34 protein-coding genes and 1 pseudogene are annotated in these 21312 nt (G+C 65.8%); all 35 read left to right on the top strand.

Annotated elements, in window-relative coordinates:
* Nucleotides 1–89 precede the first annotated feature (89 nt).
* On the top strand, nt 90–461 hold the full coding sequence (rpsL, locus tag AB0L95_RS15290; RefSeq protein ID WP_003948652.1) for a 30S ribosomal protein S12: 372 nt from the start codon (nt 90–92) through the stop codon (nt 459–461).
* 2 nt (nt 462–463) lie between these two features.
* Nucleotides 464–934 carry a 30S ribosomal protein S7 gene (gene rpsG / locus AB0L95_RS15285; protein ID WP_003992340.1) on the top strand — a complete coding sequence of 157 codons (471 nt, stop codon included), beginning with the start codon at nt 464–466 and terminating at the stop codon, nt 932–934.
* A 39-nt stretch (nt 935–973) separates the two neighbouring features.
* Nucleotides 974–3100, top strand: a complete 2127-nt coding sequence (fusA, locus tag AB0L95_RS15280; RefSeq protein ID WP_365161951.1) for an elongation factor G — start codon at nt 974–976, stop codon at nt 3098–3100.
* Between the two features lie 142 nt (nt 3101–3242).
* Complete coding sequence (gene tuf / locus AB0L95_RS15275; RefSeq protein ID WP_365161949.1) at nt 3243–4436, top strand: elongation factor Tu; 1194 nt, start codon at nt 3243–3245, stop codon at nt 4434–4436.
* A 252-nt stretch (nt 4437–4688) separates the two neighbouring features.
* The gene (locus tag AB0L95_RS15270) at nt 4689–5564 is read left to right on the top strand and encodes a helix-turn-helix transcriptional regulator (protein WP_365161947.1); all 876 of its coding nucleotides are present in this window, start codon (nt 4689–4691) and stop codon (nt 5562–5564) included.
* Nucleotides 5561–5770 (top strand): DUF397 domain-containing protein, encoded by a 210-nt coding sequence (locus AB0L95_RS15265; RefSeq protein WP_365161945.1) that lies wholly within the window; start codon nt 5561–5563, stop codon nt 5768–5770. Before AB0L95_RS15270 ends, AB0L95_RS15265 begins: the two co-directional genes overlap by 4 nt.
* A 443-nt stretch (nt 5771–6213) precedes the next feature.
* On the top strand, nt 6214–6522 hold the full coding sequence (gene rpsJ / locus AB0L95_RS15260; RefSeq protein WP_003948644.1) for a 30S ribosomal protein S10: 309 nt from the start codon (nt 6214–6216) through the stop codon (nt 6520–6522).
* Nucleotides 6523–6538: 16 nt separating this feature from the next.
* Complete coding sequence (rplC, locus tag AB0L95_RS15255) at nt 6539–7183, top strand: 50S ribosomal protein L3 (RefSeq protein ID WP_365161944.1); 645 nt, start codon at nt 6539–6541, stop codon at nt 7181–7183.
* Between the two features lie 8 nt (nt 7184–7191).
* Nucleotides 7192–7848 carry a 50S ribosomal protein L4 gene (gene rplD / locus AB0L95_RS15250; protein ID WP_365161942.1) on the top strand — a complete coding sequence of 219 codons (657 nt, stop codon included), beginning with the start codon at nt 7192–7194 and terminating at the stop codon, nt 7846–7848.
* Nucleotides 7848–8267, top strand: a complete 420-nt coding sequence (gene rplW, locus AB0L95_RS15245; protein ID WP_365161941.1) for a 50S ribosomal protein L23 — start codon at nt 7848–7850, stop codon at nt 8265–8267. The genes rplD and rplW overlap by 1 nt, the downstream gene beginning before the upstream one ends.
* A gap of 40 nt (nt 8268–8307) precedes the next feature.
* On the top strand, nt 8308–9144 hold the full coding sequence (gene rplB, locus AB0L95_RS15240) for a 50S ribosomal protein L2 (RefSeq protein ID WP_311696774.1): 837 nt from the start codon (nt 8308–8310) through the stop codon (nt 9142–9144).
* A 12-nt stretch (nt 9145–9156) separates the two neighbouring features.
* Entirely contained in the window at nt 9157–9438 is a 282-nt protein-coding gene (gene rpsS, locus AB0L95_RS15235) for a 30S ribosomal protein S19 (RefSeq protein ID WP_311696773.1), read from the top strand.
* Between the two features lie 45 nt (nt 9439–9483).
* Complete coding sequence (rplV, locus tag AB0L95_RS15230; protein ID WP_365161938.1) at nt 9484–9831, top strand: 50S ribosomal protein L22; 348 nt, start codon at nt 9484–9486, stop codon at nt 9829–9831.
* Nucleotides 9831–10652: a 30S ribosomal protein S3 gene (gene rpsC, locus AB0L95_RS15225; protein WP_003998826.1), complete on the top strand. Its 822-nt coding sequence runs from the start codon at nt 9831–9833 to the stop codon at nt 10650–10652. The genes rplV and rpsC overlap by 1 nt, the downstream gene beginning before the upstream one ends.
* Nucleotides 10653–10657: 5 nt before the next feature.
* On the top strand, nt 10658–11077 hold the full coding sequence (gene rplP, locus AB0L95_RS15220; protein WP_103837549.1) for a 50S ribosomal protein L16: 420 nt from the start codon (nt 10658–10660) through the stop codon (nt 11075–11077).
* A complete protein-coding gene (gene rpmC / locus AB0L95_RS15215; protein ID WP_018564811.1) occupies nt 11077–11301 on the top strand; it encodes a 50S ribosomal protein L29 in 225 nt (74 codons plus the stop codon). Before rplP ends, rpmC begins: the two co-directional genes overlap by 1 nt.
* Nucleotides 11301–11585 carry a 30S ribosomal protein S17 gene (rpsQ, locus tag AB0L95_RS15210; protein ID WP_263231444.1) on the top strand — a complete coding sequence of 95 codons (285 nt, stop codon included), beginning with the start codon at nt 11301–11303 and terminating at the stop codon, nt 11583–11585. Before rpmC ends, rpsQ begins: the two co-directional genes overlap by 1 nt.
* 99 nt (nt 11586–11684) lie before the next feature.
* A complete protein-coding gene (gene rplN / locus AB0L95_RS15205) occupies nt 11685–12053 on the top strand; it encodes a 50S ribosomal protein L14 (RefSeq protein ID WP_003998823.1) in 369 nt (122 codons plus the stop codon).
* A gap of 2 nt (nt 12054–12055) precedes the next feature.
* Complete coding sequence (gene rplX, locus AB0L95_RS15200; protein WP_365161935.1) at nt 12056–12379, top strand: 50S ribosomal protein L24; 324 nt, start codon at nt 12056–12058, stop codon at nt 12377–12379.
* Nucleotides 12379–12936, top strand: coding sequence for a 50S ribosomal protein L5 (rplE, locus tag AB0L95_RS15195; protein ID WP_365161933.1), 558 nt, complete (start codon nt 12379–12381; stop codon nt 12934–12936). Before rplX ends, rplE begins: the two co-directional genes overlap by 1 nt.
* Before the next feature lie 5 nt (nt 12937–12941).
* Nucleotides 12942–13127: a type Z 30S ribosomal protein S14 gene (locus tag AB0L95_RS15190; RefSeq protein WP_003956452.1), complete on the top strand. Its 186-nt coding sequence runs from the start codon at nt 12942–12944 to the stop codon at nt 13125–13127.
* Between the two features lie 209 nt (nt 13128–13336).
* A complete protein-coding gene (gene rpsH / locus AB0L95_RS15185; RefSeq protein ID WP_030046382.1) occupies nt 13337–13735 on the top strand; it encodes a 30S ribosomal protein S8 in 399 nt (132 codons plus the stop codon).
* A 24-nt stretch (nt 13736–13759) separates the two neighbouring features.
* A complete protein-coding gene (gene rplF / locus AB0L95_RS15180) occupies nt 13760–14299 on the top strand; it encodes a 50S ribosomal protein L6 (protein WP_365161931.1) in 540 nt (179 codons plus the stop codon).
* Nucleotides 14300–14302: 3 nt separating this feature from the next.
* Nucleotides 14303–14686, top strand: a complete 384-nt coding sequence (gene rplR, locus AB0L95_RS15175; protein WP_365161929.1) for a 50S ribosomal protein L18 — start codon at nt 14303–14305, stop codon at nt 14684–14686.
* Between the two features lie 37 nt (nt 14687–14723).
* Complete coding sequence (gene rpsE / locus AB0L95_RS15170) at nt 14724–15329, top strand: 30S ribosomal protein S5 (protein ID WP_365161927.1); 606 nt, start codon at nt 14724–14726, stop codon at nt 15327–15329.
* A 2-nt stretch (nt 15330–15331) separates the two neighbouring features.
* The gene (gene rpmD, locus AB0L95_RS15165; RefSeq protein ID WP_003974250.1) at nt 15332–15514 is read left to right on the top strand and encodes a 50S ribosomal protein L30; all 183 of its coding nucleotides are present in this window, start codon (nt 15332–15334) and stop codon (nt 15512–15514) included.
* Between the two features lie 2 nt (nt 15515–15516).
* Complete coding sequence (gene rplO / locus AB0L95_RS15160) at nt 15517–15972, top strand: 50S ribosomal protein L15 (RefSeq protein WP_003974249.1); 456 nt, start codon at nt 15517–15519, stop codon at nt 15970–15972.
* A gap of 249 nt (nt 15973–16221) precedes the next feature.
* On the top strand, nt 16222–17535 hold the full coding sequence (gene secY, locus AB0L95_RS15155; RefSeq protein WP_365161924.1) for a preprotein translocase subunit SecY: 1314 nt from the start codon (nt 16222–16224) through the stop codon (nt 17533–17535).
* The gene (locus AB0L95_RS15150) at nt 17535–18197 is read left to right on the top strand and encodes an adenylate kinase (RefSeq protein WP_365161922.1); all 663 of its coding nucleotides are present in this window, start codon (nt 17535–17537) and stop codon (nt 18195–18197) included. The genes secY and AB0L95_RS15150 overlap by 1 nt, the downstream gene beginning before the upstream one ends.
* 233 nt (nt 18198–18430) lie before the next feature.
* On the top strand, nt 18431–19267 hold the full coding sequence (gene map / locus AB0L95_RS15145; protein WP_365161920.1) for a type I methionyl aminopeptidase: 837 nt from the start codon (nt 18431–18433) through the stop codon (nt 19265–19267).
* Between the two features lie 141 nt (nt 19268–19408).
* Nucleotides 19409–19630 carry a translation initiation factor IF-1 gene (infA, locus tag AB0L95_RS15140; RefSeq protein WP_003948620.1) on the top strand — a complete coding sequence of 74 codons (222 nt, stop codon included), beginning with the start codon at nt 19409–19411 and terminating at the stop codon, nt 19628–19630.
* An 82-nt stretch (nt 19631–19712) separates the two neighbouring features.
* Nucleotides 19713–19826, top strand: coding sequence for a 50S ribosomal protein L36 (gene rpmJ, locus AB0L95_RS15135; protein WP_003998809.1), 114 nt, complete (start codon nt 19713–19715; stop codon nt 19824–19826).
* Between the two features lie 189 nt (nt 19827–20015).
* Nucleotides 20016–20396, top strand: a complete 381-nt coding sequence (gene rpsM / locus AB0L95_RS15130) for a 30S ribosomal protein S13 (RefSeq protein ID WP_365161918.1) — start codon at nt 20016–20018, stop codon at nt 20394–20396.
* 65 nt (nt 20397–20461) lie between these two features.
* Nucleotides 20462–20866, top strand: a complete 405-nt coding sequence (rpsK, locus tag AB0L95_RS15125; protein WP_003956432.1) for a 30S ribosomal protein S11 — start codon at nt 20462–20464, stop codon at nt 20864–20866.
* 164 nt (nt 20867–21030) lie between these two features.
* Nucleotides 21031–21312, top strand: a pseudogene (locus AB0L95_RS15120) (DNA-directed RNA polymerase subunit alpha); the annotation flags it as partial.

The raw sequence follows: 21312 nt of genomic DNA, 5'->3' as shown, positions 1-21312 counted from the left end.
GAGTTTGCTGGATTCGACACACCCGACCGCGTGGGTCGGAGATGTTCCAGGTTAGCTGTACCTATCGGCACACAGAAACCGGAGAAGTAGTGCCTACGATCCAGCAGCTGGTCCGTAAGGGCCGGCAGGACAAGGTCGAGAAGAACAAGACGCCCGCACTTGAGGGTTCCCCTCAGCGTCGTGGCGTCTGCACGCGTGTGTTCACGACTACCCCGAAGAAGCCGAACTCGGCCCTCCGCAAGGTCGCGCGTGTGCGTCTGACCAGCGGCATCGAGGTCACTGCTTACATTCCGGGTGAGGGACACAACCTGCAGGAGCACTCCATCGTGCTCGTGCGCGGCGGCCGTGTGAAGGACCTGCCGGGTGTTCGCTACAAGATCATCCGCGGCTCGCTCGACACCCAGGGTGTCAAGAACCGCAAGCAGGCTCGCAGCCGTTACGGCGCCAAGAAGGAGAAGTAAGAATGCCTCGTAAGGGCCCCGCCCCGAAGCGCCCGGTCATCATCGACCCGGTCTACGGTTCTCCTCTGGTGACCTCCCTGATCAACAAGGTGCTGCTGAACGGCAAGCGCTCCACCGCCGAGCGCATCGTGTACGGCGCCATGGAGGGTCTGCGTGAGAAGACGGGCAACGACCCGATCATCACGCTGAAGCGCGCGCTGGAGAACATCAAGCCGACCCTTGAGGTCAAGTCCCGCCGTGTCGGTGGTGCGACGTACCAGGTTCCGATCGAGGTCAAGCCCGGTCGCGCCAACACCCTCGCGCTGCGCTGGCTCGTCGGCTACTCCCGCGCCCGTCGCGAGAAGACCATGACCGAGCGTCTGCTCAACGAACTTCTCGACGCTTCGAACGGCCTCGGTGCGGCCGTCAAGAAGCGCGAGGACACGCACAAGATGGCCGAGTCCAACAAGGCCTTCGCGCACTACCGCTGGTAGTCGCTACCCACATCGAGACCGAGAGAAGACTGAAGCCTTATGGCTACCACTTCACTTGACCTGGCCAAGGTCCGCAACATCGGGATCATGGCCCACATCGACGCGGGCAAGACGACCACCACCGAGCGGATCCTGTTCTACACCGGTGTGTCTTACAAGATCGGTGAGGTCCACGACGGCGCTGCCACCATGGACTGGATGGAGCAGGAGCAGGAGCGTGGCATCACGATCACCTCTGCTGCCACCACCTGCCACTGGCCGCTGGAAGACGTCGACCACACCATCAACATCATCGACACGCCGGGCCACGTCGACTTCACGGTCGAGGTGGAGCGTTCCCTGCGTGTGCTCGACGGTGCCGTGACGGTGTTCGACGGCGTCGCCGGCGTTGAGCCCCAGTCCGAGACGGTGTGGCGTCAGGCGGACCGCTACGGCGTTCCGCGTATCTGCTTCGTCAACAAGCTCGACCGCACCGGTGCCGAGTTCCACCGCTGCGTCGACATGATCTCCGACCGTCTGGGTGCGCAGCCGCTGGTCATGCAGCTGCCGATCGGTGCCGAGGCGGACTTCAAGGGCGTCATCGACCTCGTGACGATGAAGGCCCTGGTCTGGTCGGCCGAGGCGACCAAGGGCGAGATGTACGACACCGTCGACATCCCGGCCACGCACACCGAGGCTGCCGAGGAGTGGCGCGGCAAGCTGCTCGAGGCCGTCGCGGAGAACGACGAGGAGCTGATGGAGCTGTACCTGGAGGGCGAGGAGCCTTCCGTGGAGCAGCTGTACGCGGCGATCCGTCGTATCACCATCGCCTCCGGCAAGGGCACCGGCACCACCGTCACCCCGGTGTTCTGCGGCACCGCGTTCAAGAACAAGGGCGTTCAGCCCCTGCTCGACGCGGTCGTGCGCTACCTCCCCTCCCCGCTCGACGTCGAGGCCATCGAGGGCCACGCCGTCAACAACGCGGAGGAGATCGTCAAGCGCAAGCCGTCCGACGAGGAGCCCCTCTCGGCGCTGGCGTTCAAGATCATGAGCGACCCGCACCTCGGCAAGCTCACCTTCGTCCGGGTGTACTCGGGCCGCCTGGAGTCCGGCTCTTCGGTGCTGAACTCCGTCAAGGGCAAGAAGGAGCGCATCGGCAAGATCTACCGCATGCACGCCAACAAGCGTGAGGAGATCGAGTCGGTGGGCGCCGGCGACATCGTCGCCGTCATGGGTCTGAAGCAGACCACGACGGGCGAGACGCTGTGCGACGACAAGGCCCCGGTGATCCTGGAGTCCATGGACTTCCCGGCGCCGGTGATCCAGGTCGCCATCGAGCCCAAGTCGAAGGGCGACCAGGAGAAGCTGGGCATCGCGATCCAGCGCCTGGCCGAGGAGGACCCGTCGTTCCAGGTCCACTCGGACCAGGAGACCGGCCAGACCATCATCGGTGGCATGGGCGAGCTGCACCTCGAGGTGCTGGTCGACCGTATGCGCCGTGAGTTCAAGGTCGAGGCCAACGTCGGCAAGCCCCAGGTCGCGTACCGCGAGACGATCCGCAAGGCCGTCGAGCGCATCGACTACACGCACAAGAAGCAGACCGGTGGTACCGGCCAGTTCGCCAAGGTGCAGATCGGCATCGAGCCGCTCGAGGCCGGCGACACCTCGTACGAGTTCGTGAACAAGGTGACCGGTGGCCGTATCCCGAAGGAGTACATCCCTTCGGTCGACGCCGGTGCTCAGGAGGCCATGCAGTTCGGCATCCTCGCCGGTTACGAGATGACCGGCGTGCGTGTGATCCTGCTCGACGGTGGCTACCACGAGGTCGACTCCTCCGAGCTGGCGTTCAAGATCGCTGGTTCGCAGGCCTTCAAGGAGGCCGCCCGTAAGGCCAGCCCTGTGCTGCTCGAGCCGATGATGGCCGTCGAGGTCACCACGCCCGAGGACTACATGGGTGAGGTCATCGGTGACATCAACTCCCGCCGTGGCCAGATCCAGGCCATGGAGGAGCGTGCCGGCGCCCGTGTCGTGAAGGGCCTGGTTCCGCTGTCGGAGATGTTCGGCTACGTCGGCGACCTCCGCAGCAAGACGTCGGGTCGCGCGAGCTACTCGATGCAGTTCGACTCCTACGCCGAGGTTCCGCGGAACGTCGCCGAGGAGATCATCGCGAAGGCCAAGGGCGAGTAACGCACCCCGTTTACACGCTTTAGGCTTGACACCGACCGCCGGGGGTTCTTCCTCCAGAAGGACCCCGGCGGGCGGCACCCCAGCAAAGATCACCTGGCGCCGATGAGTAAGGCGTACAGAACCACTCCACAGGAGGACCCCAGTGGCGAAGGCGAAGTTCGAGCGGACTAAGCCGCACGTCAACATCGGCACCATCGGTCACATCGACCACGGTAAGACGACCCTCACGGCCGCCATTACCAAGGTGCTGCACGACGCGTACCCGGACCTGAACGAGGCCACCCCGTTCGACAACATCGACAAGGCGCCCGAGGAGCGCCAGCGCGGTATCACCATCTCCATCGCGCACGTCGAGTACCAGACCGAGTCGCGTCACTACGCCCACGTCGACTGCCCGGGTCACGCGGACTACATCAAGAACATGATCACCGGTGCCGCCCAGATGGACGGCGCGATCCTGGTGGTCGCCGCGACCGACGGCCCGATGCCGCAGACCAAGGAGCACGTGCTCCTGGCCCGCCAGGTCGGCGTTCCGTACATCGTCGTCGCCCTGAACAAGGCCGACATGGTGGACGACGAGGAGATCCTGGAGCTCGTCGAGCTCGAGGTCCGTGAGCTCCTCACCGAGTACGAGTTCCCGGGCGACGACGTTCCGGTCGTCAAGGTCTCCGCTCTGAAGGCCCTCGAGGGCGAGAAGGAGTGGGTGGACTCCGTCCTCAGCCTGATGGCCGCCGTCGACGAGTCGATCCCGCAGCCCGAGCGCGACGTCGACAAGCCGTTCCTGATGCCGATCGAGGACGTCTTCACGATCACCGGTCGTGGCACCGTCGTCACCGGTCGTATCGAGCGCGGTATCCTCAAGGTCAACGAGACCGTCGACATCATCGGCATCAAGACCGAGAAGACCACCACCACGGTCACCGGTATCGAGATGTTCCGCAAGCTGCTCGACGAGGGCCAGGCCGGTGAGAACGTCGGTCTGCTGCTCCGTGGCATCAAGCGCGAGGACGTCGAGCGCGGCCAGGTCATCATCAAGCCGGGCTCGGTCACGCCGCACACGGAGTTCGAGGCGCAGGCCTACATCCTCTCCAAGGACGAGGGTGGCCGCCACACGCCGTTCTTCAACAACTACCGTCCGCAGTTCTACTTCCGTACGACGGACGTGACCGGCGTCGTGACCCTCCCCGAGGGCACCGAGATGGTCATGCCGGGTGACAACACCGAGATGTCGGTGCAGCTCATCCAGCCCATCGCCATGGAAGAGGGCCTGAAGTTCGCCATCCGTGAGGGTGGCCGCACGGTGGGCGCCGGCCAGGTCACCAAGATCGTCAAGTAAGTACCCCTTGCTTGAGGGTCACTCGCTGACCTGAAGAGGCCCGTACGACTCCGGTCGTACGGGCCTCTTCGCGTTCCCGCGCCCGATGTTCGGATCACCTCACTCGGCGTGGCCGAATGCGCCTACCGTGAGGGGTGATCGAGTGGTTGCGTGTGGTGACTGTCGGCGGGTTGTCCAGTGTTGTCCGGGCTGTCGGGCTCGTTGCCACAGGTAGGGCGTCGCGGTACGCGCGGGACTACGGAGGGGCGCGGTATGTCGGTGGACGGCGAGGCGGGGCAGCTCCGCGGCGAGGCGGACGAGCCGGGGTGGGAGGTGGATCCGGACGACGAGTGGGGTGTCGCCGTCATCACCACCGTGGGGCGGCAGCTGAAGCTGCGCAGGGAGGCCGTGGGGCTGCGGGCCGCCGAGTTCGGCAGGGCCGTGGGGTACGGAGAGGACCTGGTCTACAAGGTCGAGGGCGGGAAGCGGATCCCACGGCAGGACTACCTGGTGCGGGCCGACGAGGTGCTGGACGCGGGCGGACTCATCGCGGCGACCTGGGAGGACGTGCGGCGGGTCCGGTATCCGAAGAAGGTCCGGGAGCTAGCCAAGTTGGAGGCCCTGGCGGTGGAGATCGGCATCTACGAGAGTAACGGCATCAACGGGCTTCTCCAGGTCGCCGACCACGCGAAGGCGCTCTTCGAGGCGATGCAGCCCCCGTACTCTCCTGACGAGGTGGAACGGATGGTGGCCGCACGCGTGGCTCGCGCTTCGGTCTTCGAGCGTTCGCCCGCGCCCGCGATCAGCTTCGTGCTGGAAGAGGCGGCCCTGCGGCGCCCCATCGGGGGCACAATGGTGCGGCGCCGACAGCTCGATCGTCTCCTGGAAGCGGGGCGACTGCACAACGTCGTGCTCCAGGTGATGCCGCTGAACTGCGAGACGCACTCCGGCATGGACGGCAAGATCGAACTGCTGAAGTTCGCAGACGGCACGGCAGTCGGGCGCTCGGATGGTGCGTTCAATGGTCGACCGACCTCCGACCCCAAACACCTGCGCATCCTTGAGCTGCGGTATGGCACCATCCGGGCTCAAGCGCTCTCGCCTCGGGAGTCGCTGGCTTATATCGAGCAACTGCTGGGAGAAACATGATCCGCAAGTACACGGCCGGGGACTCCTTCGAGCCGACGTGGTTCAAGAGCAGCTACAGCAGCGGCAACGACGGCAATTCCTGTGTCGAGCTGGCCGTCACACCCAGTGCCGTGCACGTCCGTGACTCCAAGCAGGCCGAGGGTCCCCGGCTGGCGCTGACCCGTGCCGCGTGGTCCGCCTTCGTGCCCTATGCCTCCGGGAGCTGATCTCCGGGGCGGGACACGCCGGTTCGCGGTTTGACGTGTGCCACTCTCGGGGTATTCTCCCCCGCTCGATTGGCCAGGCCCCCGCCTGGTATGGCAGACTAGCGGGGTTGCTCGGTCGAGTGTTGATGCTGCGCGCCTCCCGCCGGGAGGACTGGAAGCGAGTCCCACAGTACTCGTCGCCCTAACTGCCTAACGGCAGCGCTGGGGCGGACGTACGGGAATCTTCCGGGAAGTGTGGGTGCGACACCGGCCAGGCGCCCGGTGGGTTTTTCCGCCCTCGGTCCCACGGTTCCGGCAGGGCCGTGCGCAATCCCCGTCAGGGATGTTCGAACAAGGGACATTCTTGTCAGTGAGAGTGCGACACGCCCGACCGCGTGGGTCGGAGAAGAAGGCTGGAGCGCCGGGTTCCAGAGCGTAAGAAGAGACAGGACTACGGAGTAGCCATGGCGGGACAGAAGATCCGCATCCGGCTCAAGGCCTACGACCACGAGGTCATCGACTCTTCGGCGAAGAAGATCGTCGAGACGGTGACCCGTACTGGTGCGTCGGTCGCGGGCCCGGTGCCGCTGCCCACTGAGAAGAACGTGTACTGCGTCATCAAGTCGCCGCACAAGTACAAGGACTCGCGCGAGCACTTCGAGATGCGCACGCACAAGCGCCTGATCGACATCCTCGACCCGACCCCCAAGACCGTTGACTCTCTGATGCGACTCGACCTCCCGGCCGGTGTCGACATCGAGATCAAGCTCTGAGGCCGGTGATCTGAGAATGGCTAAGCAGATCAAGGGCATCCTGGGCGAGAAGCTCGGCATGACGCAGGTCTGGGACGAGAACAACCGCGTTGTTCCCGTGACCGTCGTCAAGGCCGGACCGAATGTCGTGACCCAGGTTCGTACGAACGACGCTGACGGCTACGAGTCCGTCCAGATCGCCTTCGGCGAGATCGACCCGCGCAAGGTGAACAAGCCCCTCAAGGGCCACTTCGCCAAGGCGGACGTCACCCCGCGTCGCCACCTCGTCGAGATCCGCACGTCGGATGCCGCCGAGTACACCCTCGGCCAGGAGATCACCGCTGAGGTGTTCGAGGCCGGCGTGAAGGTCGACGTCACCGGCAAGAGCAAGGGCAAGGGCTTCGCCGGTGTCATGAAGCGTCACAACTTCAAGGGCCTCGGCGCCGGTCACGGCGTTCAGCGCAAGCACCGCTCTCCCGGTTCCATCGGTGGCTGCGCCACCCCGGGCCGTGTGTTCAAGGGCGTCCGCATGGCGGGTCGCATGGGCAACGAGCGCGTCACCACCCAGAACCTGACCGTCCACGCCGTTGACGCGGAGAAGGGTCTGCTGCTCATCAAGGGCGCGGTTCCCGGTCCGAACGGCGGCCTCGTCCTGGTCCGCACCGCGGCCAAGGGGGCCTGAGGTAACCGATGAGCACTGTTGACATCCTTTCGCCTGCCGGCGAGAAGACCGGTAGCGTCGAACTCCCCGCGGAGATCTTCGGCGTGGAGAAGGTCAGCATTCCGCTGATCCACCAGGTCGTCGTCGCGCAGAACGCGGCTGCCCGTCAGGGCACGCACAAGACCAAGACCCGTGCCGAGGTCCGTGGTGGTGGCAGGAAGCCGTACCGCCAGAAGGGCACCGGCCGCGCCCGTCAGGGTTCGACCCGCGCGCCGCAGTTCGCCGGTGGTGGCGTCGTGCACGGTCCCGTGCCGCGTGACTACTCGCAGCGGACCCCGAAGAAGATGAAGGCTGCCGCTCTGCGTCACGCCCTCACCGACCGGGCCCGCCACAACCGCATCCACGTCGTCACCGGCGTGATCGAGGGCGAGACCCCCTCCACCAAGGCCGCCCGGACGCTGTTCGGCAAGATCTCGGAGCGCAAGAACCTGCTCCTGGTCGTCGAGCGCGCCGACGAGGCCGCGTGGCTGTCCGCCCGCAACCTGCCCCAGGTCCACATCCTGGAGCCGGGCCAGCTGAACACGTACGACGTGATCGTCTCCGACGACGTGGTCTTCACCCAGGCCGCTTTCGAGTCCTTCGTGTCCGGCCCGAAGGCCACTGACACCGAAGGGAGCGAGGCCTGATGGCTATCCGTCACCCCGCCATTGCCTCGAAGGCCGCCAAGGCCGCCAAGGTCGCGCGCGTCGCCAAGGCGAAGCGCCACGCCACCGAGGGCAAGAACACCGTCGTCACCCCGATGAGCAAGTCGTACACGGACCCCCGTGACGTCCTGCTGAAGCCGGTCGTGTCGGAGAAGAGCTACGCGCTCCTGGACGAGAACAAGTACACGTTCATCGTCGACCCGAGTGCCAACAAGACCCAGATCAAGCAGGCCGTGCAGGCGGTCTTCTCGGTCAAGGTCACCGGGGTCAACACGATCAACCGCCAGGGCAAGCGCAAGCGCACGAAGACCGGTTTCGGTCAGCGTGCCGGCAGCAAGCGCGCGATCGTGACCCTCGCCGAGGGCGACCGTATCGACATCTTCGGCGGTCCGACCGCCTAAGGGCGGTCCGGATCGTCCGATATCGGACGAGGACTGAGAAATGGGAATCCGCAAGTACAAGCCGACTACGCCGGGCCGTCGTGGCGCCAGCGTCGCCGACTTCGTCGAGGTCACGCGGTCCACGCCGGAGAAGTCGCTGGTCCGCCCGCTGCACAGCAAGGGCGGCCGTAACAACGCCGGTCGTGTGACCGTTCGCCACCAGGGTGGCGGACACAAGCGCGCCTACCGCGTGATCGACTTCCGTCGTCACGACAAGGACGGCGTGCCGGCGAAGGTCGCGCACATCGAGTACGACCCCAACCGCACCGCGCGTATCGCGCTGCTGCACTACGCCGACGGCGAGAAGCGCTACATCCTCGCCCCGCGCAACCTGTCGCAGGGCGACCGGGTCGAGAACGGCCCCGCGGCCGACATCAAGCCGGGCAACAACCTGGCGCTCCGCAACATCCCGGTCGGTACGACGATCCACGCGATCGAGCTCCGTCCGGGCGGCGGCGCCAAGCTGGCCCGCTCCGCAGGTGCCTCCGTGCAGCTGCTGGCGCGTGAGGGCGCCATGGCGACGCTCCGTATGCCGTCCGGCGAGATCCGCATGGTGGACGCGCGCTGCCGCGCCACCATCGGTGAGGTCGGCAACGCCGAGCAGTCGAACATCAACTGGGGCAAGGCGGGTCGCAAGCGCTGGCTGGGCGTCCGCCCGACCGTGCGTGGTGTGGTCATGAACCCTGTCGACCACCCGCACGGTGGTGGTGAGGGCCGTACCTCCGGTGGTCGCCACCCGGTGTCCCCGTGGGGTCAGAAGGAAGGCCGTACTCGTTCCGCCAAGAAGGCGAGCAACAAGTACATCGTCCGCCGCCGCAAGACGAACAAGAAGCGCTAAGGACGGGTTGAGATGCCTCGTAGCCTGAAGAAGGGGCCCTTCGTCGACGACCACCTCATGAAGAAGGTGGATGTCCAGAACGAAGCCGGCACCAAGAACGTCATCAAGACCTGGTCCCGCCGCTCGATGATCGTCCCGGCCATGCTGGGCCACACGCTGGCGGTGCACAACGGCAAGACCCACATCCCGGTGTTCGTCACCGAGTCGATGGTCGGCCACAAGCTCGGCGAGTTCTCGCCGACGCGCACCTTCCGGGGCCACGTCAAGGATGACCGGAAGTCGAAGCGCCGCTAATAGCGGATCGCATTCAGACACGTAAGTAACTCTGAAGGGACAACCATGGAAGCCAGGGCCCAGGCGCGGTACATCCGCGTCACGCCCATGAAGGCCCGCCGTGTGGTGGACCTCATCCGTGGCATGGACGCCACGGAGGCCCAGGCTGTTCTGCGATTCGCTCCGCAGGCAGCCTCGGTACCGGTCGGCAAGGTGCTCGACAGCGCCATTGCCAACGCCGCGCACAACTACGACCACGCCGATGTCGACAGCCTCTTCATTTCCGAGGCCTACGTCGACGAGGGCCCGACCCTGAAGCGGTTCCGTCCGCGTGCCCAGGGCCGTGCCTACCGGATCCGCAAGCGGACCAGCCACATCACCGTGGTCGTCAGCAGCAAGGAAGGAACCCGGTAATGGGCCAGAAGGTAAACCCGCATGGGTTCCGGCTCGGTGTCACGACCGACTTCAAGTCGCGTTGGTACGCCGACAAGCTGTACAAGGACTACGTCAAGGAAGACGTCGCCATCCGTCGGATGATGACGTCCGGCATGGAGCGCGCCGGCATCTCCAAGGTGGAGATCGAGCGCACCCGTGACCGCGTTCGCGTGGACATCCACACCGCGCGTCCGGGCATCGTCATCGGCCGCCGTGGCGCCGAGGCCGACCGCATCCGCGGCGACCTCGAGAAGCTCACGGGCAAGCAGGTCCAGCTGAACATCCTCGAGGTCAAGAACCCCGAGACCGACGCTCAGCTGGTTGCTCAGGCCGTTGCCGAGCAGCTCTCCTCCCGCGTCTCCTTCCGCCGCGCCATGCGTAAGAGCATGCAGTCGGCGATGAAGGCGGGCGCCAAGGGCATCAAGATCCAGTGCGGTGGCCGCCTCGGCGGCGCCGAGATGTCCCGCTCGGAGTTCTACCGCGAGGGCCGTGTGCCCCTGCACACGCTCCGTGCGAACGTGGACTACGGCTTCTTCGAGGCCAAGACGACCTTCGGCCGCATCGGTGTGAAGGTCTGGATCTACAAGGGCGACGTCAAGAACATCGCCGAGGTCCGCGCCGAGAACGCTGCGGCCCGTGCGGGTAACCGCCCGGCCCGCGGTGGTGCCGACCGCCCGGCCCGTGGTGGCCGCGGTGGCGAGCGGCGCGGTCGCAAGCCGCAGCAGGCTGCCGGCGCCGAGGCCCCCAAGGCCGAGGCTCCCGCGTCCGCTCCGGCTGAGAGCACCGGAACGGAGGCCTGACCGACATGCTGATCCCCCGTAGGGTCAAGCACCGCAAGCAGCACCACCCGAAGCGCGATGGCGCTGCCAAGGGTGGAACGACGGTTGCGTTCGGCGAGTACGGCATCCAGGCGCTCACCCCGGCGTATGTGACGAACCGCCAGATCGAGGCCGCTCGTATCGCCATGACGCGTCACATCAAGCGTGGTGGCAAGGTCTGGATCAACATCTACCCGGACCGTCCGCTCACGAAGAAGCCCGCCGAGACCCGCATGGGTTCCGGTAAGGGTTCGCCGGAGTGGTGGATCGCCAACGTCAAGCCCGGACGCGTGATGTTCGAGCTGTCGTACCCCAACGAGAAGATCGCCCGTGAGGCGCTGACCCGTGCGGCCCACAAGCTGCCGATGAAGTGCCGGATCGTCAAGCGCGAGGCAGGTGAAGCGTGATGTCGGCCGGTACCAAGGCGTCCGAGCTGCGCGAGCTGGGCAACGAGGAGCTTCTGGGCAAGCTCCGCGAGGCCAAGGAAGAGCTGTTCAACCTCCGCTTCCAGGCGGCGACGGGCCAGCTCGAGAACCACGGCCGTCTGAAGGCGGTCCGCAAGGACATCGCGCGGATCTACACCCTGATGCGCGAGCGTGAGCTGGGCATCGAAACGGTGGAGAACGCCTGATGAGCGAGAACAATGTGACTGAGAACACTGAGGCGCGCGGCTTCCGCAAGACCCGTGAGGGTCTCGTCGTCAGCGACAAGATGGACAAGACCGTCGTCGTCGCTGTCGAGGACCGTGTCAAGCACGCGCTGTACGGCAAGGTCATCCGCCGTACGAACAAGCTCAAGGCGCACGACGAGCAGAACGCCGCGGGTGTCGGCGACCGCGTCCTCCTGATGGAGACCCGGCCGCTGTCCGCGAGCAAGCGCTGGCGCGTCGTCGAGATCCTCGAGAAGGCCAAGTAATTCTCCTGCGAGGCATTCCTCGCAGGACAGTTCCGCCAGGCTCCGGGGGCCGCTCGTTGAGCGGCCCCCGGGGAACCGGCAGACAAACAGGAGATAGACGTGATCCAGCAGGAGTCGCGACTGCGTGTCGCCGACAACACTGGTGCGAAGGAAATCCTTTGCATCCGTGTGCTCGGTGGCTCCGGTCGCCGCTACGCGGGCATCGGTGACGTCATCGTCGCCACCGTCAAGGACGCGATCCCCGGTGGCAACGTGAAGAAGGGTGACGTCGTCAAGGCGGTCATCGTTCGCACCGTCAAGGAGCGCCGCCGTCCGGACGGCTCGTACATCCGCTTCGACGAGAACGCCGCCGTCATTCTGAAGAACGACGGCGACCCTCGCGGCACCCGTATCTTCGGCCCCGTCGGCCGTGAGCTGCGCGAGAAGAAGTTCATGAAGATCATCTCGCTCGCGCCGGAGGTGCTGTAAGCATGAAGATCAAGAAGGGTGACCTGGTCCAGGTCATCACCGGCAAGGACAAGGGCAAGCAGGGCAAGGTCATTGCCGCTTACCCGCGCGACGAGCGTGTCCTGGTCGAGGGTGTCAACCGGGTCAAGAAGCACACCAAGGCCGGTCCGACGGCTGGGGGCTCCCAGGCCGGCGGCATCGTGACCACCGAGGCCCCGATCCACGTGTCCAACGTTCAGCTGGTCGTGGAGAAGGACGGCAACAAGGTCGTCACGCGTGTCGGCTACCGCTTCGACGAGAACGGCAACAAGATCCGCGTTGCCAAGCGGACGGGTGAGGACATCTGATGGCTACCACCACCACTCCGCGTCTGAAGCAGAAGTACCGCGACGAGATCGCGGGCAAGCTGCGTGACGAGTTCAAGTACGAGAACGTCATGCAGATCCCGGGCCTCGTCAAGATCGTGGTCAACATGGGTGTGGGCGACGCCGCCCGCGACTCCAAGCTGATCGAGGGCGCCATCCGCGACCTCACCACGATCACCGGTCAGAAGCCGGCCGTCACCAAGGCTCGCAAGTCCATCGCGCAGTTCAAGCTGCGTGAGGGTCAGCCGATCGGTGCCCACGTCACGCTCCGTGGCGACCGCATGTGGGAGTTCCTGGACCGCACCCTGTCGCTCGCGCTGCCGCGCATCCGCGACTTCCGTGGTCTGTCCCCCAAGCAGTTCGACGGCCGTGGCAACTACACCTTCGGTCTCACGGAGCAGGTCATGTTCCACGAGATCGACCAGGACAAGATCGACCGTACCCGGGGTATGGACATCACCGTGGTCACCACGGCGACCAACGACGCTGAGGGCCGTGCGCTCCTTCGTCACCTCGGCTTCCCGTTCAAGGAGGCGTGAGCGAGATGGCGAAGAAGGCTCTGATTGCCAAGGCTGCTCGCAAGCCCAAGTTCGGTGTGCGCGCGTACACCCGCTGCCAGCGCTGCGGCCGTCCGCACTCCGTGTACCGCAAGTTCGGCCTGTGCCGCGTGTGCCTTCGTGAGATGGCTCACCGTGGCGAGCTGCCGGGCGTGACCAAGAGCTCCTGGTAACAGCCCAGTTGGGTTGATACCGGGCTCTCGGTAAGCATCTGGGTCGGCAGGCGACCCAACTCACATGCCTTAGGCTTGTGGGGTTGGGCGTCTGCCGCCCGTACGACTTACTACGCCGTAGGTCCACCGCGCCGCACCCGTCCCGTCTCGGATCGGGGAGAGGGATGGCGCACCAGGAAACCCCGGCGAGAGAGGCCGAAGGCCAATTCATGACCATGACTGATCCGATCGCAGACATGCTGACGCGTCTGCGGAATGCGAACTCGGCGTACCACGACTCCGTGACGATGCCGGCATCGAAGATCAAGTCTCACATCGCGGAGATCCTCCAGCAGGAGGGCTTCATCACGGGCTGGCGTGTCGAGGACGCCGAGGTCGGCAAGAACCTCGTCCTCGAGCTGAAGTTCGGCCCGAACCGTGAGCGCTCCATCGCGGGCATCAAGCGGATCTCCAAGCCCGGTCTCCGGGTTTACGCGAAGTCCACCAACCTGCCGAAGGTGCTCGGCGGCCTCGGCGTGGCGATCATCTCCACGTCTCACGGGCTCCTCACCGACAAGCAGGCCGGCAAGAAGGGCGTGGGTGGGGAAGTCCTCGCCTACGTCTGGTAACGGAAGGGAACGGAGGAAACAGCTATGTCGCGCATCGGCAAGCTCCCCATCGCGGTTCCCGCCGGCGTGGACGTCACCATCGACGGCAACGCGGTTTCGGTCAAGGGCCCCAAGGGCGAGCTGACCCACAACCTCGTCACGCCGATCGAGATCGTCAAGAACGAGGACGGCACCCTCCAGGTGACCCGCCCCAACGACGAGCGTCAGAACAAGGCCCTCCACGGCCTGTCCCGCACGCTGGTGGCGAACATGATCACCGGCGTGACCCAGGGTTACGTGAAGAAGCTCGAGATCAGCGGTGTCGGTTACCGCGTGACCGCCAAGGGATCGAACCTCGAGTTCGCCCTCGGCTACAGCCACCCGATCCTGGTCGAGGCCCCCGAGGGCATCACCTTCAAGGTGGAGACCCCGACCCGTTTCCAGGTCGAGGGCATCGACAAGCAGAAGGTCGGCGAGGTTGCGGCCAACATCCGCAAGCTGCGCAAGCCTGACCCGTACAAGGCCAAGGGCGTCAAGTACGAGGGCGAAGTCATCCGCCGCAAGGTCGGAAAGGCGGGTAAGTAAGCCATGGCATACGGGCAGAAGATCCTCAAGGGCGACGCCTACAAGCGCGCCGCGATCAAGCGCCGTCACATCCGGATCCGCAAGCGGGTCTCGGGTACGGCGGAGCGTCCCCGTCTGGTCGTGACCCGCTCCAACCGCCACATCGTGGCGCAGGTGATCGACGACCTCAAGGGCCACACCCTGGCTTCCGCGTCCACGCTGGACGCGTCGGTCCGTGGTGGCGAGGGCGACAAGTCGGCGCAGGCCAAGCAGGTCGGCGCCCTGGTCGCCGAGCGTGCCAAGGCCGCCGGTGTCGAGGCTGTCGTGTTCGACCGTGGTGGCAACCAGTACGCCGGGCGCATTGCCGCTCTGGCGGACGCCGCCCGCGAGGCCGGGCTCAGGTTCTGAGCCGCCGTAGCTAGCGGAAAAGAGAGAGGTAAATCCAATGGCTGGACCCCAGCGCCGCGGTGGCGGTGCCGGTGGCGGCGAGCGGCGGGACCGGAAGGGCCGTGACGGCGGCGCTGCTGCCGCCGAGAAGACCGCGTACGTTGAGCGCGTTGTCGCGATCAACCGCGTCGCCAAGGTTGTGAAGGGTGGTCGTCGCTTCAGCTTCACCGCGCTGGTCGTGGTGGGCGACGGTGACGGCACCGTGGGTGTCGGATACGGCAAGGCCAAGGAGGTGCCGGCCGCCATCGCCAAGGGTGTTGAGGAGGCCAAGAAGCACTTCTTCAAGGTCCCCCGGATCCAGGGCACCATCCCGCACCCGATCCAGGGTGAGAAGGCTGCCGGCGTCGTGCTCCTGAAGCCCGCGTCGCCCGGTACCGGTGTGATCGCCGGTGGTCCGGTGCGCGCCGTGCTCGAGTGCGCCGGTATCCACGACGTGCTGTCGAAGTCGCTCGGCTCCGACAACGCGATCAACATCGTGCATGCGACCGTGGCGGCCCTGAAGGGTCTGCAGCGTCCCGAGGAGATCGCGGCTCGCCGTGGTCTGCCGCTCGAGGACATTGCTCCCGCGGCCCTGCTGCGTGCGCGTGCCGGGGCGGGTGCGTAATCATGGCGCAGCTCAAGATTACGCAGGTCAAGTCCTACATCGGCAGCAAGCAGAACCACCGCGACACCCTGCGGTCCCTTGGTCTCAAGGGCATCAACACGCAGGTCGTCAAGGAGGACCGCCCCGAGTTCCGCGGCATGGTGCACACCGTCCGCCACCTCGTGACGGTCGAGGAGGTCGACTGATCATGGCGGAGAACAACCCGCTCAAGATCCACAACCTCCGTCCCGCCCCGGGCGCCAAGACCGCCAAGACCCGTGTCGGTCGTGGTGAGGCGTCGAAGGGTAAGACGGCCGGTCGTGGTACCAAGGGCACCAAGGCCCGTTACCAGGTTCCGGAGCGCTTCGAGGGTGGGCAGATGCCCCTCCACATGCGCCTCCCGAAGCTGAAGGGCTTCAAGAACCCGTTCAAGACCGAGTTCCAGGTCGTGAACCTCGACAAGCTGGCCGCGCTCTACCCCGAGGGTGGCGAGGTCACCGTCGAGGGTCTGGTGGCCAAGGGTGCCGTTCGCAAGAACAGCCTCGTCAAGGTCCTCGGCCAGGGCGAGATCTCCGTGGCGCTGCAGGTGACGGTCGATGCCGTCTCCGGCTCCGCCAAGGAGAAGATCACCGCTGCCGGCGGTACCGTCACCGAGCTCGTCTGAATCTTTCGGGCGTGTCGATGACCTGAACGGTCGCAACCGGGGATATCCCACATATGGGGTATCCCCGGTTGGTCGTTCCAAGGGGGGCAGTCTCGCCGGTAAGGTGGCCTCCACTGCCAACTTTCACAGGGTGCCGCGCTTTCGGGCACTCAGGACGGCAGTCGTCCGTTACCCATGTCGTTGTTCGTTCCGTCGGAATCTCAAGACCGTCACCCTTGACGCAGTTGCGCGGGGGTCGCAGGAGGCACCGTGCTCACCGCGTTCGCCCGGGCGTTCAGGACGCCCGACCTGCGCAAGAAGCTGCTCTTCACGCTCGCGATCATCGTGGTGTACCGGGTCGGTACGCACATCCCGATCCCCGGCGTCGACTACAAGAGCGTCCAGACCTGTATGGAAGTGGCCAGCTCGAACCGTGGGCTGTTCAGCCTGATCAACATGTTCAGCGGCGGGGCGCTGCTCCAGATCACCCTTTTTGCGCTCGGCATCATGCCGTACATCACGGCGAGCATCATTCTCCAGCTGCTGACCGTGGTCATCCCGCGCCTCGAAGCCCTCAAGAAGGAGGGCCAGGCCGGTACGACGAAGATCACGCAGTACACCCGCTACCTGACGGTGGCGCTCGCCATCCTGCAGGGCACGGGCCTGGTGGCCACCGCCCGCAGCGGCGCCCTGTTCCAGGGTTGCCCGGTGGCGACGCAGATCGTGCCCGACCAGTCGATCTTCACCACCATCACCATGGTCATCACGATGACGGCGGGCACCTGCGTCGTCATGTGGCTCGGTGAGCTCATCACCGACCGTGGTATCGGCAACGGCATGTCGATCCTGATGTTCATCTCGATCGCCGCGACCTTCCCGAGCGCGCTGTGGACGATCAAGATTCAGGGCAAGCTGGCCGGCGGCTGGATCGAGTTCTCGACCGTGATCCTCGTGGGTCTCGTCATGGTCGGTCTGGTCGTGTTCGTCGAGCAGGCCCAGCGACGGATCCCCGTGCAGTACGCGAAGCGCATGATCGGGCGCCGGTCGTACGGCGGCACGTCCACGTACATCCCGCTGAAGGTCAACCAGGCGGGTGTGATCCCTGTGATCTTCGCCTCGTCGCTGCTGTACATCCCGAGCCTGGTGGCCCAGTTCGCGGGCGGCAACTCCAGCTGGAAGACGTGGGTCCAGAACAACCTCACCAAGGGTGACCACCCGATCTACATCACCGTGTACTTCCTCCTGATCGTTTTCTTTGCGTTCTTCTACGTGGCGATCTCATTCAACCCCGAGGAAGTCGCGGACAACATGAAGAAGTATGGTGGCTTCATCCCGGGCATCCGGGCCGGTCGGCCCACCGCTGAGTATCTCTCCTACGTGCTCAACCGGATCACCTGGCCGGGTTCGCTGTACCTGGGTCTGATCGCTCTCGTACCGACAATGGCGTTGGTTGGCTTCGGGGCGAGCCAGAACTTCCCGTTCGGTGGGACCAGCATCCTGATCATCGTGGGTGTCGGTCTCGAGACGGTGAAGCAGATCGAGAGCCAGCTCCAGCAGCGCAATTACGAAGGGTTCCTCCGCTGATGCGAATCGTCCTCGTCGGGCCGCCCGGTGCAGGCAAGGGAACGCAGGCCGCGTTCCTCGCCAAGAACCTGTCGATCCCGCACATCTCCACGGGCGACCTGTTCCGCGCCAACATCAGCCGCCAGACGGAGCTCGGGAAGCTCGCGAAGTCCTACATGGACGCGGGCAACCTGGTCCCGGACGAGGTCACCATCGCGATGGCCAAGGACCGCATGGAGCAGCCGGACGCGCGAGGCGGCTTCCTGCTCGACGGCTTCCCGCGCAATGTCTCGCAGGCCGAGGCGCTGGACGAGATGCTCAAGGCCGAGTCCATGAAGCTCGACGCGGTGCTCGACCTGGAGGTCCCCGAGGACGAGGTCGTCAAGCGCATCGCCGGCCGCCGCGTGTGCCGCAACGACTCGTCGCACGTCTTCCACGTGTCGTACAAGCCCGCGAAGCAGGACGGCGTCTGCGACATCTGCGGCGGCGAGCTGTACCAGCGCGACGACGACTCCGAGGAGACCGTCCGCACGCGGCTGGAGGTCTACCACACGCAGACCGAGCCGATCATCGACTACTACAAGGCCCAGGGCCTGGTGGTCACCATCTCGGCGCTCGGCAAGGTGGAAGAGGTCACCGGGCGCGCGATGGAGGCGCTCAAGCAGAAGGTCGCCGACCAGTAGACCAGTGGTCGTCGCCGCTGCCACGGCCGCGGTTCCCCTGCCGGGGGCCGCGGCCGAGCTGTGGGCGGTGCCGGTGGCGCCGGCTCTTTGAGGCCCTGCCTCCGAGCCCCCGTCGGCCCCTCTTCGCCCGCCGGACGGGCCGGATCCCCTCCCCGCACGCAGGACCGGCCGGATGGCGTGGCCCCGTATCGTTGAAGGTATTCGTAGCCCCGGTCAGAAAGGCCGCAGCCCTCATGGTGCAGATCAAGACCCCCGAGCAGATCGCCAAGATGCGTGAGGCGGGGCTGGTCGTCGCCGCCGTGCACGCGGCCACCCGTGAGGCGGCGGTTCCGGGCGCCACGACGAAGGACCTGGACGAGGTGGCGCGCAAGGTCCTCGCCGAGCACGGGGCGAAGTCGAACTTCCTGGGCTACGGCGGCTTCCCCGCCACCATCTGCACCTCCGTGAACGAGGTGGTCGTCCATGGCATCCCCTCCGACGAGGTGGTCCTGAAGAACGGCGACATCATCTCCGTCGACGCCGGCGCGATCGTGGACGGCTGGCACGGGGACGCGGCGTTCACCGTCTTCGTGGGATCCGGTCACGCCCCGGAGCTGATCGAGCTGTCCCGGGTGACCGAGGAGTCCATGTGGGCCGGGATCGCGGCCGTGAAGCAGGGACACCGGCTCGTGGACGTCTCGCGGGCGATCGAGACGTACATCCGCCGGCAGCCCAAGCCGGGCGGCGGGCGCTACGGGATCATCGAGGACTACGGCGGGCACGGCATCGGCACCGAGATGCACATGGACCCGCACCTGCTGAACTACGTCGACCGGCGGCGTGGCAAGGGCCCGAAGCTGGTGCCCGGTTTCTGTCTGGCCATCGAGCCGATGGTCTCGCTCGGCACGCCGCGGACCGAGGTCCTCCAGGACGACTGGACCGTCATCACCACCGACGGCACCTGGTCCTCGCACTGGGAGCACTCCGTCGCCCTGACCGAGCAGGGCCCCCTGGTGCTCACGGCTCCCGACGGCGGCAAGGCCAAGCTCGCGGAGTACGGCGTCACCGCGGCTCCCGACCCTCTCGCATAATGATCTCCGGTGTGGGGCAGACTTCCCCGATTCGTGTTTCCTGGTGCGCTGACGTAGACTGACTCGTCGGCTCTCGTGCACCCGCATGTCCGCATGCGCTCGTACGGAGTCGATCAAGGTAGTCGATTCGAAGGGCGAAGCGTGGCCAAGAAGCAAGGTGCCATCGAGATCGAGGGCACTGTCGTCGAGTCTCTGCCGAACGCCATGTTCAAGGTCGAGCTCCAGAACGGCCACCAGGTCCTGGCACACATCAGCGGCAAGATGCGTATGCACTACATCCGCATCCTCCCTGACGACCGGGTCGTGGTGGAGCTTTCTCCGTACGACCTGACCCGTGGCCGGATCGTCTACCGATACAAGTAGATCTTGCCCGCCCCCCGCATCCGCAGGGGGTCGCATCCCGCGCTCGCGGGGTGGTGGCACTGACCCGGAGAACCTCACACCCATGAAGGTCAAGCCGAGCGTCAAGAAGATCTGCGACAAGTGCAGGGTGATCCGCCGTCACGGCCGGGTCATGGTCATCTGCGAGAACCCGCGCCACAAGCAGCGCCAGGGCTGAAGCAGGACCGCACCCTCTGCACCTATACGCAGAGATTCGCGCGACGCAAGCTGAATAGTTCATACGCAGAGCCCGAGCCGTATGGCTCGATACCCCCGGTTCGGAGGCCGGGGACCCAGTTCGTACCTCGTACGGCGGCTGGGAGTCGGTTCTGTGGAAGACCTCCGAGTAGTTAACTGGAGCCATTGAATGGCACGCGTTTCCGGTGTTGACATCCCGCGCGAAAAGCGCGTGGAGGTCGCCCTCACCTACGTGTTCGGCATTGGCCGGACCCTCTCGCAGGAGACGCTGGCTGCGACCGGCGTCGACCCGAACACCCGCGTTCGCGACCTGACCGAAGAGCAGCTCGTCGCGATCCGCGAGTACGTCGACAACAACATCAGGACCGAGGGTGACCTCCGTCGTGAGATCCAGGCCGACATCCGCCGCAAGGTGGAGATCGGCTGCTACCAGGGTCTGCGGCACCGCCGCGGTCTGCCCGTCCGCGGTCAGCGCACCAGCACCAACGCCCGTACCCGCAAGGGCCCGCGTCGCGCCATCGCCGGCAAGAAGAAGCCGGGCAAGAAGTAGTCCGCAGCGGACACCTGTCCACGGTCTTCGCTGTAGGACCGACCACCTCCCGTAGGAGTTAGTAGATGCCCCCCAAGGGACGTCAGGGCGCTGCCAAGAAGGTGCGCCGCAAGGAAAAGAAGAACGTCGCTCACGGCCACGCGCACATCAAGAGCACGTTCAACAACACGATCGTGTCGATCACGGACCCGTCCGGCAACGTGATCTCCTGGGCCTCCGCCGGCCACGTCGGCTTCAAGGGCTCCCGGAAGTCCACGCCGTTCGCCGCGCAGATGGCCGCCGAGTCGGCTGCCCGCCGCGCCCAGGAGCACGGCATGCGCAAGGTCGACGTGTTCGTCAAGGGCCCGGGCTCCGGTCGTGAGACCGCGATCCGCTCCCTGCAGGCCACGGGCCTCGAGGTCGGCTCCATCCAGGACGTCACCCCGACCCCGCACAACGGCTGCCGTCCGCCGAAGCGCCGCCGCGTCTGACGCACGGCTGCTTCGTCCGGCAGCTGCCGGGCAGTGGTTTCCGGGCGGTACGGCTCCTGCGGGCCGTGCCGCCCGTACCCTTGCAGTACCCGCGCTTTTCAGGGGCGCGGTTTCCGTCGGGCGTCAAATAGCGGGCGTCCACGAATGAAGGATCTGATCCACACATGCTGATCGCTCAGCGTCCCTCGTTGACCGAAGAGGTCGTCGACGAGTTCCGCTCCCGGTTCGTGATCGAGCCGCTGGAGCCGGGCTTCGGCTACACCCTCGGCAACTCCCTGCGTCGTACGCTCCTCTCCTCGATCCCGGGTGCGGCGGTCACGTCCATCCGTATCGACGGCGTTCTGCACGAGTTCACCACCGTGCCGGGCGTCAAGGAGGACGTCACCGACCTGATCCTCAACATCAAGCAGCTGGTCGTCTCCTCGGAGCACGACGAGCCGGTCGTG

Origin of the sequence: Streptomyces sp. NPDC052036, assembly GCF_040680495.1 — a bacterium.
Taxonomy (GTDB): Bacteria; Actinomycetota; Actinomycetes; order Streptomycetales; family Streptomycetaceae; genus Streptomyces.
The sequence above is the reverse complement of the archived record's forward strand: the minus strand, read 5'-3'. Positions and strand labels throughout refer to the sequence as shown.